13 protein-coding genes and 2 tRNA genes are annotated in these 15,744 nt (G+C 39.9%); 4 read left to right on the forward strand and 11 right to left on the reverse strand.

Going from position 1 to position 15,744, the window contains the following annotated elements; translation table 11 throughout:
- Positions 1-155: 155 nt before the first annotated feature.
- Positions 156-1,001: a DUF2911 domain-containing protein gene (locus tag BV902_RS26590; RefSeq protein ID WP_075994475.1), complete on the forward strand. Its 846-nt coding sequence runs from the start codon at positions 156-158 to the stop codon at positions 999-1,001.
- A gap of 89 nt (positions 1,002-1,090) precedes the next feature.
- On the opposite strand, the gene cdaA is transcribed toward BV902_RS26590, so the two are convergent.
- Positions 1,091-1,885 (reverse strand): diadenylate cyclase CdaA, encoded by a 795-nt coding sequence (gene cdaA / locus BV902_RS26595; protein ID WP_046672648.1) that lies wholly within the window; start codon positions 1,883-1,885, stop codon positions 1,091-1,093.
- 61 nt (positions 1,886-1,946) lie between these two features.
- Between cdaA and BV902_RS26600 the strand changes: the two genes are divergently transcribed.
- Positions 1,947-2,663, forward strand: a complete 717-nt coding sequence (locus tag BV902_RS26600) for a pyridoxine 5'-phosphate synthase (RefSeq protein ID WP_075994476.1) — start codon at positions 1,947-1,949, stop codon at positions 2,661-2,663.
- A 152-nt stretch (positions 2,664-2,815) separates the two neighbouring features.
- Here the strand turns inward: BV902_RS26600 and lepB are convergent, their stop codons facing one another.
- The 5 genes from lepB to BV902_RS26625 all read right to left on the reverse strand — a co-directional run bounded on the left by lepB (position 2,816) and on the right by BV902_RS26625 (position 7,789).
- Positions 2,816-4,384: a signal peptidase I gene (lepB, locus tag BV902_RS26605; RefSeq protein WP_075994477.1), complete on the reverse strand. Its 1,569-nt coding sequence runs from the start codon at positions 4,382-4,384 to the stop codon at positions 2,816-2,818.
- A gap of 16 nt (positions 4,385-4,400) precedes the next feature.
- Positions 4,401-5,144 (reverse strand): 4-hydroxy-tetrahydrodipicolinate reductase, encoded by a 744-nt coding sequence (gene dapB / locus BV902_RS26610; RefSeq protein ID WP_075994478.1) that lies wholly within the window; start codon positions 5,142-5,144, stop codon positions 4,401-4,403.
- Positions 5,145-5,330: 186 nt separating this feature from the next.
- Positions 5,331-6,053, reverse strand: a complete 723-nt coding sequence (locus BV902_RS26615; protein WP_075994479.1) for a DUF5683 domain-containing protein — start codon at positions 6,051-6,053, stop codon at positions 5,331-5,333.
- A gap of 1 nt (position 6,054) precedes the next feature.
- Complete coding sequence (locus tag BV902_RS26620) at positions 6,055-6,990, reverse strand: ParB/RepB/Spo0J family partition protein (protein ID WP_075994480.1); 936 nt, start codon at positions 6,988-6,990, stop codon at positions 6,055-6,057.
- Between the two features lies 1 nt (position 6,991).
- Positions 6,992-7,789 (reverse strand): ParA family protein, encoded by a 798-nt coding sequence (locus BV902_RS26625; protein WP_070561294.1) that lies wholly within the window; start codon positions 7,787-7,789, stop codon positions 6,992-6,994.
- A 227-nt stretch (positions 7,790-8,016) separates the two neighbouring features.
- Between BV902_RS26625 and BV902_RS26630 the strand changes: the two genes are divergently transcribed.
- Entirely contained in the window at positions 8,017-8,538 is a 522-nt protein-coding gene (locus BV902_RS26630; RefSeq protein ID WP_075994481.1) for an NADPH-dependent FMN reductase, read from the forward strand.
- 205 nt (positions 8,539-8,743) lie between these two features.
- Here the strand turns inward: BV902_RS26630 and BV902_RS26635 are convergent, their stop codons facing one another.
- Positions 8,744-11,689, reverse strand: a complete 2,946-nt coding sequence (locus tag BV902_RS26635; RefSeq protein ID WP_075994482.1) for a M16 family metallopeptidase — start codon at positions 11,687-11,689, stop codon at positions 8,744-8,746.
- 258 nt (positions 11,690-11,947) lie between these two features.
- Between BV902_RS26635 and BV902_RS26640 the strand changes: the two genes are divergently transcribed.
- On the forward strand, positions 11,948-13,129 hold the full coding sequence (locus BV902_RS26640; protein ID WP_083663773.1) for an acyloxyacyl hydrolase: 1,182 nt from the start codon (positions 11,948-11,950) through the stop codon (positions 13,127-13,129).
- A 119-nt stretch (positions 13,130-13,248) separates the two neighbouring features.
- Here the strand turns inward: BV902_RS26640 and BV902_RS26645 are convergent.
- The 4 genes from BV902_RS26645 to BV902_RS28430 form a co-directional block, all read right to left on the reverse strand.
- A tRNA-Val gene (locus tag BV902_RS26645) sits at positions 13,249-13,323 on the reverse strand.
- Positions 13,324-13,357: 34 nt separating this feature from the next.
- A tRNA-Val gene (locus BV902_RS26650) sits at positions 13,358-13,432 on the reverse strand.
- A gap of 130 nt (positions 13,433-13,562) precedes the next feature.
- Positions 13,563-14,813 carry a putative porin gene (locus BV902_RS26655; RefSeq protein ID WP_250637952.1) on the reverse strand — a complete coding sequence of 417 codons (1,251 nt, stop codon included), beginning with the start codon at positions 14,811-14,813 and terminating at the stop codon, positions 13,563-13,565.
- A 23-nt stretch (positions 14,814-14,836) separates the two neighbouring features.
- A complete protein-coding gene (locus BV902_RS28430; protein ID WP_250637953.1) occupies positions 14,837-15,631 on the reverse strand; it encodes a putative porin in 795 nt (264 codons plus the stop codon).
- Between the last annotated feature and the right edge of the window lie 113 nt (positions 15,632-15,744).

The following is a 15,744-nucleotide window of genomic DNA, read 5'->3' on the forward strand; positions in this document are numbered from 1 at the left end:
GATAGATGCTGTAAGAGCCATTAAATATTACAGCCATACTATAATTAGATTTTCTGTTTTTTCAACAGGAGAAATGGAAAGCATGATCAAATGCATATCAAGAGCATATTGAGCCACAAGATTAAGCATACAACAACAAACAAACAATAATACAGATGAAAAAGAATCTTTTTGCAATTGCCATTGCCGCAACAATGATGTTTACGGCCAACGAATCTTTTGCGCAGTTAAAACTACCTGCAGCAAGTAGCTCACAGACAGTTACACAAGGATTAGGTATTGAAAACGTAACCCTTAACTACAGCAGACCTAGCATGAACGGTCGTAAGATTTTTGGTGATCTTGTCCCTTACAACGAAGTATGGCGCACAGGTGCAAATACAAATACCACATTAACCTTTGAAGGGGATGTTGAGCTGAATGGACATAAGCTCTCCGCCGGAACCTATGCTCTTTTCACGATCCCGAACAAATCAGAGTGGACCATCATCATCAGTAAAAACACAAAACAATGGGGCGCCTATGCCTATAAACAAAGTGAAGATGCTTTACGCTTCAATGTGAAACCTCATACCCTGGCAAATCCAGTAGAAACTTTCAGCATTTCTTTCGACAATGTTACGCCTACAGGTGCTGTATTGAGTTTGGCTTGGGAAAAAACGTCAGTAAAGGTTGATCTCAAAGTCAATCAACAGGCTAAAATATTAGCTTCCATCGACGAAGCTATGAAGGGCGAGAAAAAACCTTATTTTGCCGCAGCCCAATATTACTTCAGTAATAACTTAGATCTAAATAAAGCGCTAAACTGGTATGACGAAGCCGCCAAAGCTCAACCCAAAGCTGCCCACGTCCTTTATTGGAAAGCAAAAGCTCAATTAAAAGCTGGAGATAAAAAAGGTGCAATAGAAACTGCAACGAAAGGTCTTGAAGTTGCCACAGCAGATAAAAATAGTGAATACATCAAATTGAACACACAAGTTATCAACGCTGCAAAGAAATAGGTATTTATAGCTAAAAAATGCCCCCAGAAAGTATCTCACTTTTTGGGGGCATTGCATTTAAAGCCTTTTTTATAAATCGGCCTTTAGTTTTATAGCTCGTCTTTTAGCAATTGCTCAAGTTCTTCTGGTGAAACGTTCATATTGACATTTCCGTCTTTCGCAAAAGAGATCTCTCCGGTCTCTTCAGAGACAATAACAGCAATCGCATCCGAGATTTCCGTCACCCCAATAGCAGCGCGATGGCGTAGTCCGAATTGCAGCGGCAAATCCTCACTATCCGACAATGGTAGCACACAAGATGCTGTCATAATCTTAAAATCAACAATAACGACTGCTCCATCATGCAAAGGACTATTTTTATGAAAGATACTTTCAATCAGGCGCTTCGATATATGGGCATCGATATACTCACCACTGCTCTGATAATACTCCTCATCAAAATATTTTGAAAAAACCAATAAAGCACCTGTCCGTGTACGCGACATGCTTCTACAAGCTTCAATAACCGGTTTTAAGTCTTCCGTCAAATCCTTTTGTATAGCTTTCTTATTCCCGATAAATGACCAAAAAACTTTTTTCCGTTTCATGGATATGTTCTTCCCAACGTGCAGTAAGAACCGTCTGATTTCCTGTTGGAACACGACAATCAATGCAATGGACCCTACAGATATAAAACCGCCGAATATCTCGGTCAGTAAACGCATGTGCATCTGCTTAACGACTATATAAACACCATAAAACAGTGCTACACCAATCAGGATATTAACAGCAATGGTCCCTCTAATCAAACTATAGATATAGTAGATAATAATCGCTACCAATATGATATCAATAACGTCCAATAGGCGAAAGCCGCTAAACAGGCTATAGTCGATTCCATCCATATATGCAAGTTAAAAAAAAAATAGATATTATTTGTATTTTTACAACATAACATACAGGAAAATGACTAGACTTTCAGTAAATATCAATAAAATCGCAACGCTCAGAAATTCCAGAGGTGGCAATAATCCTAATCTAGTATCTGCAGCATTAGCCTGTGAACGTTTTGGAGCACAGGGTATCACTGTCCACCCGAGGCCTGATGAAAGACATATTCGCTATCAGGATGTCTTTGACTTAAAAGCAGCAATCCAGACCGAACTCAATATTGAAGGAAATTGCCAGGAACAGAAATTTATTGACCTTGTATTGGCCAATAAACCAGCACAAGTAACCTTAGTGCCAGATACCGAAGGACAATTGACCTCGAATCATGGCTGGGATACCATTAAGAACAAAGCCTACCTACAAGATATGTGCAAATTGTTCAAAGATGCAGGTATACGTGTTTCTATTTTTGTTGATCCGGTTGAAGAAATGGTAGAGGCTGCGGCAGAAACAGGAACAGATCGCATTGAACTTTACACAGAAGGTTTTGCCACGGAATATGGCTTTGACAAGGAACTCGCTATAAAACCGTATTTCAAAGCTGCATTAAAAGCACGTGAAGTCGGTTTAGGTCTAAATGCGGGCCATGACTTAGATCTCAACAATTTGCAATATTTCAACCAACATATCCCCGAACTCCTGGAAGTAAGTATTGGCCATGCCCTCATCTCTGATGCATTATACCTAGGACTAGAAGAAACCATCAAACGTTATCTGGCTTGTTTGAAATAATAGCATGTTCTGCGAAGAGCGCTAACTTTATAAATGAGCTTCTTGTGATCTAGCGAATTGCACAAAAATGCATAAATAGAAAAGGGCTTTCTTACACGAAAGCCCTTTTTATTCCCCCCTAAATAGCGGTACTATTGCTGACCTTGCAATTATTAATGAATTCCTTTAAAGATACGGTTCCAACGAATTTTCGAAAGTCCGGTACCAATGTCATCCCAGCTCATCCAAGTAAATAAAGCCTTTCCGACAACATGATCTTCGGGAACAAATCCCCAGCCCCTTGAATCCAAAGAATTATGGCGATTATCACCCATCATCCAAAAGTAATCCATTTTAAACGTATAATGGTCTGCTTTCACATCATTGATATAGATCCCATCCGAACGTTTTTCTAACTTGTTATTCTCGTAAACACGGATAGCTCTTTCATAAATGGGCAGAGTCTGTGCATTTAATGCCACTGTCCATCCTTTCTTCGGGATTAAAATCGGTCCAAAATTATCAAAATTCCATTTGTATTGTGGATCATACGGATAAGCTCCTTCTCCAACAGGATTTCTTCTGATTTCTTTGACATTCGACCAAGATTTTACAATGGCCAGTTCATCTTTTGTCATGAACAACTGATAAACACCAGGCTGCTGATCGCTACCGACCGCTTCTATTCTCAACTCCCGTAACCTATCCATATTTAATGGGGTACCATCCGTTAATACGAGATAGTCCAATTGGCTTTCTGGAGGATCAAATCCTGGTTGATCGTTCACAAAGAGTTTGGCATCTTTCATGAAAATTTTATCGCCAGGCAATCCAACACAGCGTTTAATATAGTTCTCCCTCTTATCGATAGGTCTTGCCTGGATTGTAAACTGAGAATTGATAGTCTGCCAACCATAAACTCGAACAAGATCATAATAACTTGAATTTTGGTTTTCAAGCGCAACAGTGTCACCCGCAGGAAAATTGAAAACAACGACATCATTACGTTCAATTTTTTGAAATCCTGGCAAACGTTTATAAGGAAGCTCAATCAATTCAGAATACGCTTTTCCGCCAGTGATGGGCATCGTATGATGCGCAAAAGGAAAGGCAATCGGCGTATTAGGAACACGGGGGCCATAATTTAACTTGCTCACAAATAAGAAATCCCCGATCAACAAGGTACGCTCCATAGATCCTGTTGGAATCATATAAGCTTCGATCAGGAAGCCACGAATAAGCGATGCCGCTACGGTTGCAAATACAATGGCATCTGCCCATTCGCGTACCATCGATTTCTTGTACGGATATTTAATTTTATATTCTTTATAAGATTCAAGTGCAATTTCGGCACGCTTCTCTTCAGTCAATTCAAGACCTTCTTGGCTTGCAGCCTTTAAATTCTTAGCATATAAGCCATTCAAAAAACGTACGTTATTGTCCTTTGCCCACATTGGCAAAACAATAAAAGGCACTAAAACTGCAGCAGCATTCTCCCAAAAACGGCGTTTTCCAAAACAATGGATAAAGTCAAGGTAAAGATTATAGAAAACAAAGACATTGACAATCGGTACGAGCAATAAAACTACCCACCATGTAGGTCTTCCTGTCAATTTCGCCTGAATATACTGGCTATAAAAAGGTACGATTGCTTCCCAGCCATTTCTGCCCGCTTTAACAAACAATTGCCACAGTCCATATCCCGATATTGCTGTTAAAACCGCAAATATAATTAAGCCCATAATCTACTTATTAATACTATTTATTAAAATCAAAAATTTCAGTAACCTGATAGAAACCTTTTTTGCCATTCAACCATTCAGCAGCAACTACAGCTCCTAAGGCAAATCCATCGCGGCTATGTGCGGTATGCTTAAACTCTATTTGGTCAACCTCAGAACTATAAAGTACCGTATGTGTTCCCGGAACCTCTTCGATACGATGACTTTCAATTAAAAGCTCCTGTGGTTTTGGAATAATTTCATCCTGATCACCAATAACAGTATTCACCCAGTTGGTTTTCACATCGCTATTATCCAATATCCCCTCAGCAATCGTAATTGCTGTACCACTCGGTGCATCCAGTTTGTGAATGTGATGTATCTCCTCTACCTGGACATCATATTGTTTGTACGGCTGTAGGGCCTTCGCCAACATTCTATTGATATGGAAGAATACATTCACTCCGATGGAAAAGTTAGATCCATACAAAATGGAACCATCAGCCTCCAAACACTTCGCCTTAACTTCCTCCAGTTGATCATACCAACCGGTTGTTCCGACGACAATAGGTACACCTGCCTCAAGGCAAAGATTCATATTATCCAGTGCCGCGAAAGGTACACTAAAGTCTATTGCGACATCAGCCCCTTTGATATCATCAGCAGTCAGGTTAGGACGATTATGTTCATCGACAACTAAAAAAATTTGATGGCCTCTTTTCAGTGCGTATCTTTCGATAATCTGCCCCATTTTGCCATATCCCAAGAGAATGATGTTCATATATTTAGAAAAAAAAGTATAGTTTATTTTTAAAATTAAAAAATTCCAATGAAATACCCATGTTTAAAAACCACAAACATCAATCTGAACGAGCAGTGTATATGCAATATTCACTAAAAGACAAATTAGATAACCCCTGATCAACAATCATTTCCAATCGAAATATCCACCTTAGGAATACGGAAGTTAATTGAATTTCATGGTCAATTTAAGTCCTACAGTAGGTTTCAATGAATAAGTTCCCGACGCGAGACTCGCATCCATTAAAGTAGGTCCAATTAAGAAAGCAGTCTTTTTGGGTTTATCGTCGCCAATGCTCCAGCGATATTTAAGCATCGAGTCAATATAAGCCTCTGCGACATTCAGGCCATAAACACCTAACGTAAGCAGCACCATGAGGTCTCGATTTCGCCGCGCATTATCTTTTGCTCGGATGATAGATTGGTCTGAGATTCCGATGTAATAAGGATCAATAGGCTTACCAAGAGCTTTGTCCTGTAACACCCCCAGTAATTCCTTATAATAACGGTTATTAAAATCAAAAACAAGTACGGTTGTTATTAAGCCGCCATAGATTGCAGGCACTTTTATCCACCAAACGCCACCGTTGGTATATTGTCCCCAGCCTGGAAGGACCAAAGAACGTTTCCAAGCCTGTTTATTTTTTGCTTCAATAGCCAAGCGTGTCGAATCCTTGAATACAACCTTCTCTTTCGCCTTAGCCTCCTCCTTCTCCCGTTTTTTACGTTCCTTCCGAGATTCCTTCTTTACGGTATCCTGTACCGATTTTTGCTTTATGCTATCTATTTTGACGGGTGTTATTTGTTTCTTAGGAATTGTATCCACAGTCTGTCCATGTACCACCGACAGTGTAAACACCGCAAATATCAAGCTTATTAACTTGGCCATATTACCAATCTAACAATTCAAGAATGCGACTTAAATCATCTTCCGATTCAAAAGGGATCTCAATTGCTCCTTTTCCTTTTGTGCTCTTCAGATTCAATTTGACGCGAGAAGAAAATTTCGAAGCCAGATCATCTTCAATCTTCTGCAATTGAAAAGACATCGGAGCTTTATCTTTCCCGGCTTTTTTCTTACCGCCTTTTTGTAACTCACGAACCAACTCCTCCGCCTTACGAACGGATAAACCTTGATCAATAATCAACTTAAAGATATAAAGCTGTTTATCAACCTCAGGAATATTAATCAAGGCACGAGCATGTCCCATGGTCAATGCTCCATCACGTATTGCCGCTTGAATGACAGGTGGGAGTTTTAATAAACGGAGATAATTTGTAACAGTAGAACGGTTTTTACTGACTCGCTCCCCCAATTCTTCCTGTTTTAGATTACATTCCTCAATCATGCGCTGAAAGCTCAAGGCTACTTCAATCGCATTTAGGTTCTCCCGCTGAATATTCTCAATCAGGGCCATTTCCAGCATCTGCTGGTCGTTGGCGGTACGGATATACGCTGGGATTTCGGTAATACCGGCCAAGCGAGAAGCGCGGAGACGTCGCTCCCCGGAGATCAACTGATAATTACCGTCCGAAATTTTACGTACGGTAATCGGCTGAATTAATCCTTGTAAAATAATTGATTCCGATAACTCCTGTAAGGCAACCGGATCAAATTCCGTACGCGGCTGAAAAGGGTTGACAGATATTTCTTCTACACGAACATGGCTGATACTGCCATTCTCTTTTGTTGTTTTTACAGCAGTTGATGTAACTAGAGGAGCCTCTTCCACTTGCTGATTACTTTTAGCAGGAACTTCTACACTATCGTTTAATAGCGCACCTAAACCTCTTCCCAGTCCTGTTTTACGCTGATGTGCTGCCATATTATGCGGTTACTGTTTTATTCATTTCATTAAGATGCCCGTTTTTCTGTAAAATCTCGCGTGCCAAATTCAAATAATTAATTGCCCCTTTGCAGGACGCATCATGCATGATAACAGAAATTCCAAAGCTTGGAGCTTCGCTCAAACGGGTATTTCGCTGAATAATCGTATCAAAAACTAAATCTGTGAAATGTGTTTTTACTTCCTCGACCACCTGATTTGACAATCTTAAACGAACATCATACATGGTCAACAAAATTCCTTCGATCTCCAAACTTGTATTTAAACGGTTTTGAACGATTTTAATTGTGTTCAACAACTTACCAAGTCCTTCTAGCGCAAAGTATTCGCACTGTACCGGAATGATGACTGAGTCTGAAGCAGATAGTGCATTGATTGTAATTAAGCCTAAGGAAGGCGAACAATCGATGATAATAAAATCATAATCCTGTTTCACCTGATCCAAGATCTTTTTCATCTTGTACTCCCTTTCGTGCATATTGATCATCTCAATTTCTGCCCCAACCAAATCAATATGAGCGGGTAAAAGATCCAAATTTGGTGTTTCTGTTGATTGAATCGCCTCACGAGGATCCAAATCATTTACCAAACATTCGTATACACTTGCGCTGATTGTACGAGGGTCAAAGCCAATCCCAGAAGTAGAGTTTGCTTGGGGATCTGCATCGACCAACAATGTTTTATATTCTAAAACCGCCAAACTAGCCGCCAAATTAATTGACGTTGTGGTTTTTCCGACCCCACCCTTTTGATTTGCGATTGCAATTACTTTTCCCATCTTGAATGAAAACCTTTCTTAATTAAAATGTCTTTTTATACTACATTTCACTTTTTTGAAGATCAATTTGCCAAATTTTTTATCCGTAATTCAAATTAACAAAACAAATTCAGCATATTTCGTACTTTTGATTGATCGAAAGCACATATCCTCAGGATGCTAAGATACAAAAAATCAAGATATGTATCCACTTTGAAACTGCGCTTTTTATAAGTATCAACAACACAATGATTTTAATAATATCCGGAACAAACCGTCCCAATAGTAAGACGTTAAAAATAGCAAAGTGCTACCAGCAATTACTTGACCGTAAGTCAATTGAAAGTGACATCTTTTCGTTGGAAGATCTACCAGCAAACATTTTAGAAACAGATCTTTATGGCAAAAGAAGTACAGCATTTGAACCTATCCAAGAAAAGATCAGTAAAGCGGAGCTGTTTATTTTTATCGCACCAGAATACAACGGAAGTATACCAGGAGCACTCAAGCTTTTTATCGATTGCTGCACTTTTCCGATCAGCTTTTATCACAAGAAAGTTGCATTGGTCGGACTATCTTCGGGACGCTATGGCAACCTCCGCGGCATCGATCATCTGACCGGCATATGCCACTACTTAAGAATGCACGTGCTTCCCCTCAAGATCTTTCTACCCAATGTTCAGAACGAACTGAATGATGAAGGGCAGTTATTCAAAGAAGATACGCTGCAATTTATCAACGAACAGATTGAGGAGATTATCCGGTTTTAATATGCTAGTTTTAGTAGCCATGATAGCGAATTCACCCTAAAACTAATCCTACTCACGAACAGTGAAACAAGGATTCCGTAGCGTGAACAAGCATAAAAAAAACAAAGGGCATCACAAAACCTGATACAAAAAAAGCCTCCGGCAAACACCGGAGGCTTCTTAATTTCATACGCTAATCTAATTCTTAAGACAAGCAATCCGATATCTAGTAGCCGAAGATCTCTTTAAGATCCAGCTTTTTAACCTCGCCCAGTTTCGCAAGATCTTCTGGCTTAAGACTTTCTTCCTTCGCTACAATACAGTAAACGTACGGCTTTTGACTCATTTCTTTCTTGTGGAAAGTATTTAGGTCGCCATAGGTTAATTTTGGCGCTTGCTCATAGACAACTTTACGAATATCAGTTGCATTTCCCAAACGCTGTGCAGCCAGATAACTACCTAAGATAGAAGCATTCAACACACGTTCACTGGCAATTGATTTTTGCAGACTTACTTTCGCAATATCCAGCCCCTTAGCACTTTCAGGCAGCACATCCAGCAACTCATTCATGCCTTTAATCGCGTCGTTAAATTTATCAGCCTGCGTTCCTACATAGGCTCCGACCGTATAGTGATTTTCCTTTTTATAAGGCTGTCCGTAATAAGCATAAGTTGAATAAGCCAATGCTTTTGATTCACGGATAGTCTGGAAGACAATACTTCCCATTCCGCCACCAAAGTAATTATTGAACAATGAAACAGTCGGTGTTAAGGCACTGTTGTATACTCCTGAACTTCTATACCAAAACACTTCAGCCTGCTTCATATCGAAATTAGCAAAAAGGACCTGGTTCTTGCTTGTTGGCAATTCTGCAAATACGACCGCCTTTTTTGCCTGAACATATTCTCCAGCACCTTGTTTCAACGGCTTCGCTTTCGCTACAAATTCCGAGGCAGTTAACGGTCCAAAATAAAGCATCGTATGTTTCATATTAGCCAAATCGTGCAATGCCTTCACCAAATCCTCCGCTTTTAAAGCATCCAATTCCGCATCTGTAAACACATTATTAAACGGATTTTTAGCGCCGTATTTAGCATAAGATTTTAGGCCTTCCATGATCGCGCCCTTGTTTTCTTTCGCATTTGCTCTCGCTTTTTTAAGACGGGCAATATACATTTTGAAAGCCTCCTGATCAGCAACACAATTACGCAACAAATCCTGAATCAAGTTCAATGTAGCCGTAAAGTTGGAATTCAAACCTGAAATTGACACCATGGTTTCCTCATTTCCTGCAGACACCGAAAAATCAGAAGCCAATTGATAGAAATCCTTGCTGAATTGCTCACTGGATTTGTCTTTTGTACCCAAAAACTCAAGATAGCCCGCAGCCAATGAAAGTAACTTATTGCTCCATTTTCCACCATCAAAACGATAAGACAGCGAAAACAGCTCATTATCTGAGTTCTTTACAGCAAGTACTGGTAAACCGTTCGCTGTAGCTTTCTGAATATCTTTATTATAATCGACCCATACCGGTTGGATTTTATCCTCTGGCATTGCTTCAACCTGCTTCAAGAACTCAGACTGATCGTCGCGATTGACCGTTACAGGAGTAATCTCAGGTTTAACAACTTTAACAACATTATTATCAACGCCCTTACGCTTATAAACAACGACGTAATTATTATCGTTCAAATATTTGTTAGCAAAATCCACCACATCTTGCTTGGTGATTTTATTCAATTCATCCGAATATCCCACAACAGACGCCCAATCCTGACCCGAAGTAAAGGCATCCATCAATGATTCAGCCCGGTCACCATAACTTTCGTTCTGTTTAATTTCGTCTTTCTTCGCGTTGTTGACAATGGCTGTTATCAAATCATCCGAGAATTCACCTTTTCTCAATTTTGCCAATTCTTGCAACAGCAGCTGTTGCACCTCTTCCAAGCTCTGTCCCTGACCAGGATTACCCTGCAACAGGAGCAAAGAGTAGTCTTTTAACACATAAGGAAAAGCACCTGCACCTAATAATTTTTGATTCTTCACCAAATCCAGATCAATCAGACCAGCAGAACCATTTGTCAAGATCTGACTCATCAAATTGAGCATACGGGCATCCTTTGTCGCAGCGCCAGGAAAACGGAATCCCATTAACATAAATTCAGCATCCGGACCTTTCACCTCGCGGACAACAGGAGTTAAAATTGGTTTCTCCGCATCAAAAGTATAGGCCGGAACTTCTTTCGCCTGCATAAAAGCAAAAGTCTTATCCACCTTTTTCACCACCTCGGTAGGATCAAAATCCCCCGACATAATAACCCCCATATTATTAGGGACATAATAGGTATGAAAATATTCACGAATCGCTTTCAAAGACGGATTTTTAAGGTGCTCTACCGTACCAATTGTCGTCTGCTTTCCGTAATTATTATTGGGAAACGCTGCTGAAAACATCGACTCTACAGCCTTACGATTATCTTTATCCAAGCTGATATTTTTCTCTTCATACACAGCTTCCAGCTCAGTATGGAACAGACGCAATACCGGATATCTAAATCGTTCTGCCTGTACAGCAAGGTACTTATCCATTACATTACTAGGAATTTGCTCCTGATAAACAGTCTGCTCAAACGAAGTGAAAGCATTGGTACCTTCCGCTCCCATTGATGCCATCAATTTATCATACTCATTCGCAATGGCATATTTCGCAGCTTCTCCAGATACTTTATCGATTTCCTTATAGATTGCTTTCCGTTCGGTTTCGTCTGTTGTACCATTGTATTTCTCATAGAGCGCATCAATCTGATCTAACAAAGGTTTCTCCTTTGCCCAGTCTTTAGAGCCAAATTTATCCGTTCCTTTGAACAACATATGCTCGAGGTAATGGGCCAAACCGGTGTGATCTTTCGGATCTGTTTTACTCCCCGCTTTTGTTGCAATGTAAGTTTGAATACGTGGTTCTTTTTTGGTCGGGCTCAAAATCACAGTTAAGCCATTTTTTAGCTTATAAAACCGTGAATGTGTAGGATCGTTGGTTACGTACTTGTAGGTGTACCCCCCCTCAGATGCTTCTTTCCAATCAAATTTGGTGTTTTGGGCAAACAAAGCACACCCTGCTGTTGTTAGTGCAAACGTAACAGCAGTAATTCTAAATAGGTTTTTAATCATATTTCCTTTTTCTTTTCACCTCAAACTTAGATAAATTGCTTTTTATATGCAATACAATTAAAGACATAAACAATAATTATTTACCCATTTGACATCCTGATGGTTAAGCCGCCCAATTTCTCTCACCACCAACCGACAAGATGTGGCTGAAAAATGGCATTTTTTACGACTAGATTTCGCTACTGTTTAAATACTATTGTTACAATGATATATCATTCTTATTTTGCAAAATTTTAAAAAACGCTAACGTTTTATTTCATGAGATCAAGAATACTTGCTTTTGTGACCCTGGCACTACTCTCCTTTCGTGCCACAGCACAGGTCACACCCCGAATAGAGAATCCGAAAGACACTTTACAAAGCCGTACCCCAGCCAAGACGAGACTTATATTTCAACTTGAACATGAAAGCGGGGGCGAACTCAAATTCAATGAGCGCTCCAAAGAAACCCTTGCTGACTCATACTATAGTGGACTAAATTTCAGAGTCGGTTTTCAAACTCAGTTTCAAGACTCATTAAAGAGCATTTACAATGAAATATACAACTATCCGATATACGGCATCGGAATCTACAGTAGTACTTTTGGTCAGGAACACCTCGGACGACCTTTCGCGGCCTATGGCTTTGTCGCCATTCCCATTAGACCAAAAGTAAACTCGAGATGGAATTTCAACTATCGGATTGCACTCGGTCTCTCTGGCAGATTCAACCCCTATAATGAAGAAGACAATCCTTTCAACCTACTTATTGGCAGCAAAAACAATGTATTTATTGATCTTGGACTTCAGGCCAACTACCGTCTAAATAAAAACTTCCAGGTAGGGGCCGGCGCAGCCTTTCATCACTTCAGCAATGGAGCCCTGGCATTACCGAACACCGGGATAAACCTCGTCCCCTTGAGCCTATCTGTTTCGTATACACCAACAAACAAACCTTTTGATTACAGAAAAACAAGTATTCCACAACTGGAGAAAACAGAGGAACTCCATTTCAACTATGCCTTTGGCTTCAAACAGATTGACCGCGAACACGATGGCCAATATTTTAAATCTACATTAGGCGCATACTACAGCAGGCATTTCGGCTACAAATGGCGGCTTGGCGCTGGCTTCGATGCATTTTATTCAGCTAGCGGAAACGATGAGAAGGTTGCCGGCGATAAAGCCGGGAAATTCTCCGCCCTATTTTCTTACGGCCCAGCATTCTACATTGATCATGTGTTAAATTCACGTCTATACATCAACGGAAATGTAGGAGTCTACCTTCATCGCAACGAATTCAATGGCGAAAGCATGCCCGTGTATTTAAGAGCAGGTGTACGTTATAAAGTATACAAAGATTTCTTTGCCGGTGTTTCCATTAAAGCCCATGGCGGTAAAGCTGATTTTATTGAATGGACGACAGGTTACGGAATTAAACTAGGTAAGAAACGGAAATAGTAAGAAAATAAACACGAGAGATTCCCGAGACAGATTGAATACCGGATCGGGGACTTTCAAATTTACAGCGCATTCAGCCCATAAAAAAAAGCGTTCATGAAGAACGCTTTTTTTTATCGTGGGGATTACTGGGTTCGAACCAGTGACCCCTACCTTGTCGAGGTAGTGCTCTAAACCAGCTGAGCTAAACCCCCTAACGAAAAAAAAGCACCATTTGATGATGCTTTGTGGAGGCTACAGGATTCGAACCTGTGACCCTCTGCTTGTAAGGCAGATGCTCTGAACCAGCTGAGCTAAGCCTCCATACTTTTTTAAAGAACGCCGTTCCCTAATTGCGTGTGCAAATATAGCTTAAAAATTCTATTCTCAAAATTATTTTATAAGATTTTATGCCTTTAATATCACAACAAGCTAAGAAACACCGAAATAATTTTTAATCATAGAACTTCCAAGAAATACCAAACCTAAAATTAGCACTATTCATCGGATAACGTCTGACCGTATAGTAACCATGCGGATAAAAGTTCTGATTTAAAAAATTATAACTCAAAAACATATTTACCCGTTGTATATTCGCTGTAATCCATAAATCCATGATCGGATATGTCGAAAACTCAATCTGTTTGTAAGCATTGTAAAACTGTCCTGTCCCAATCGAATAATTCGGATTGGCATAGGGTGTGTTGAACTTTGCGTCCAGACCGATACTATAATCAATAACTTTATAAAACAGGTTACTGTAATACAAACTATGCCAGGTATACAGCTCCGGAACAGCCAGTGTGTTCTGTTGATCTGTCTTTTGATAGACCACAAGATTATCGAAGGTAAAATGGTTTAATTTAAATTTTTGTCCAACGGTTACCTTTAACAAATTAGCTTTATCCAATTGTGCAGGAACAATCCATTTATCTTTCTTCGGATCGTTCTGTGGATTCGACAACTCTTCGAAATAGGTATAATTGTTCATCAGAAAATACTCCACCTTGCCATGGAATCCAAGCATCGGATTGGCATATTGAAAACCCAGATTCTGAATTTTCGTCTTTTTAAGATCTAAATCATTCCATTTTCCGTAGGTATAATTCAAATTCTCGAAAACCATCTCCGGGGATTTGTTCTGTGAATAAGCTGACAACGTCACCTTTCCGATTTTATCCCCCATCGAGATATCCGCTTTAGCCTCATACAAGAAATCTCCAAAGTTGTGGCCAAATAAGATTTGATTCGCTTTTAAACTAAAATCAAGTCGATCTGAAAACTTATACCCTAATTCACCTTTCACGATCCCGTTCTGATAAAAACGATCAAATGTCGTGCTATCCGGTAGTTTCTTTAGCGGCTGTGGATAAGCTGAAGTATTGTTATAATACCGCATGGAGTCCAACTGATTCTGCTCCACCCAGTTCATGTCGTGCTGAAAAGCCAAATTCAACTTTGCCTCATTCTTAAAGACCGACTTCCCTCTGAGAAAAAAGTTATATTCAAATTCATTTGAAACATTCGTGATCAGCGTCTTATCATTGTTTAGCGCCAATGCCCTATTATTGTATGGCAAAGCTGCATTTTGGTCATCCATGTTCTTGAAGAAACTATAAGTCTGCCTTCGGATGCGGGTATTATGTGCCATGCTATTCGTTGGACGAATCTCCATCGTAGGCTTACCTTTATCGATCGTATCCAATCGCCCCAAATAAAGTGACTGTCTCAGGAAAAATGAATTATCCCACCATTTAGACCGAGGTATATTTGTATTACTCGCATCATAGAATTTTGGTATAAACCGGTCCGGCGATTGTCTATTTCCAGGCGCAAATGGAAGATCTTCGTAATAGAACCATTCTCCATGGCATCCAAACGATTAAATACCGCATTGATCAACAAATTATACCGGTTATTTTTCGATTCATACCAAGAAGCAACTGAAGCCTTTAAATCTGAATAATTCTGCCCAAGGTAAAATCCATCCGTTTTGGTGGAATGAAAATCGACATTCATATTCCATTGGGAATTGATATTCTGGGCCACCCGAGCCCTAAAAACCTGATCATTAAAAAAGAATCCTACCGCAGACAATTCGGAGTACCTCGCACGGGCCCTAAAATATTGGACCGAATCGGGGTTCAATAAATAACGTTCCAGTGCTGTAAAACCAGACTGAAAGCCAATGGTCTTTTTAGGCTGGAACAATAGATCCCGTGTGGCAAGCCCATAGGCTCCAAGGTTCACACTGGGATTCCAGGGTAAATTCTGCGGATTATAATATTGATAATTATGATGTGACGTATCAATCTGCCGTGTATAAGTGCCTTTTTTTAGCATATCCAATGTTGCATATCGGATATACTTTGCAGACAGGATAACAGAATCCTTCTTTCCATCCTCCTTGGCTCTCGCCGAATCCAATGCACTGCTCCAATCCTCTTTGCTCTGCGCAATGACATCCACGGAATAAATAAATAAAACACACCATGCGGCAAGTATGCGTACGATCAACTTCATCTAAAATTATATAAAAACCAAAAAAGCTAAATTCACCTGAATGAACCAATTACACTTCACCCCACACAAATCCAACAACCTTCTCCCTCACCGGTGTTACATGAAGATGCAAT

Source organism: Sphingobacterium sp. B29 (assembly GCF_001952815.1).
In the GTDB taxonomy this organism is placed as follows: Bacteria; Bacteroidota; Bacteroidia; order Sphingobacteriales; family Sphingobacteriaceae; genus Sphingobacterium; species Sphingobacterium siyangense.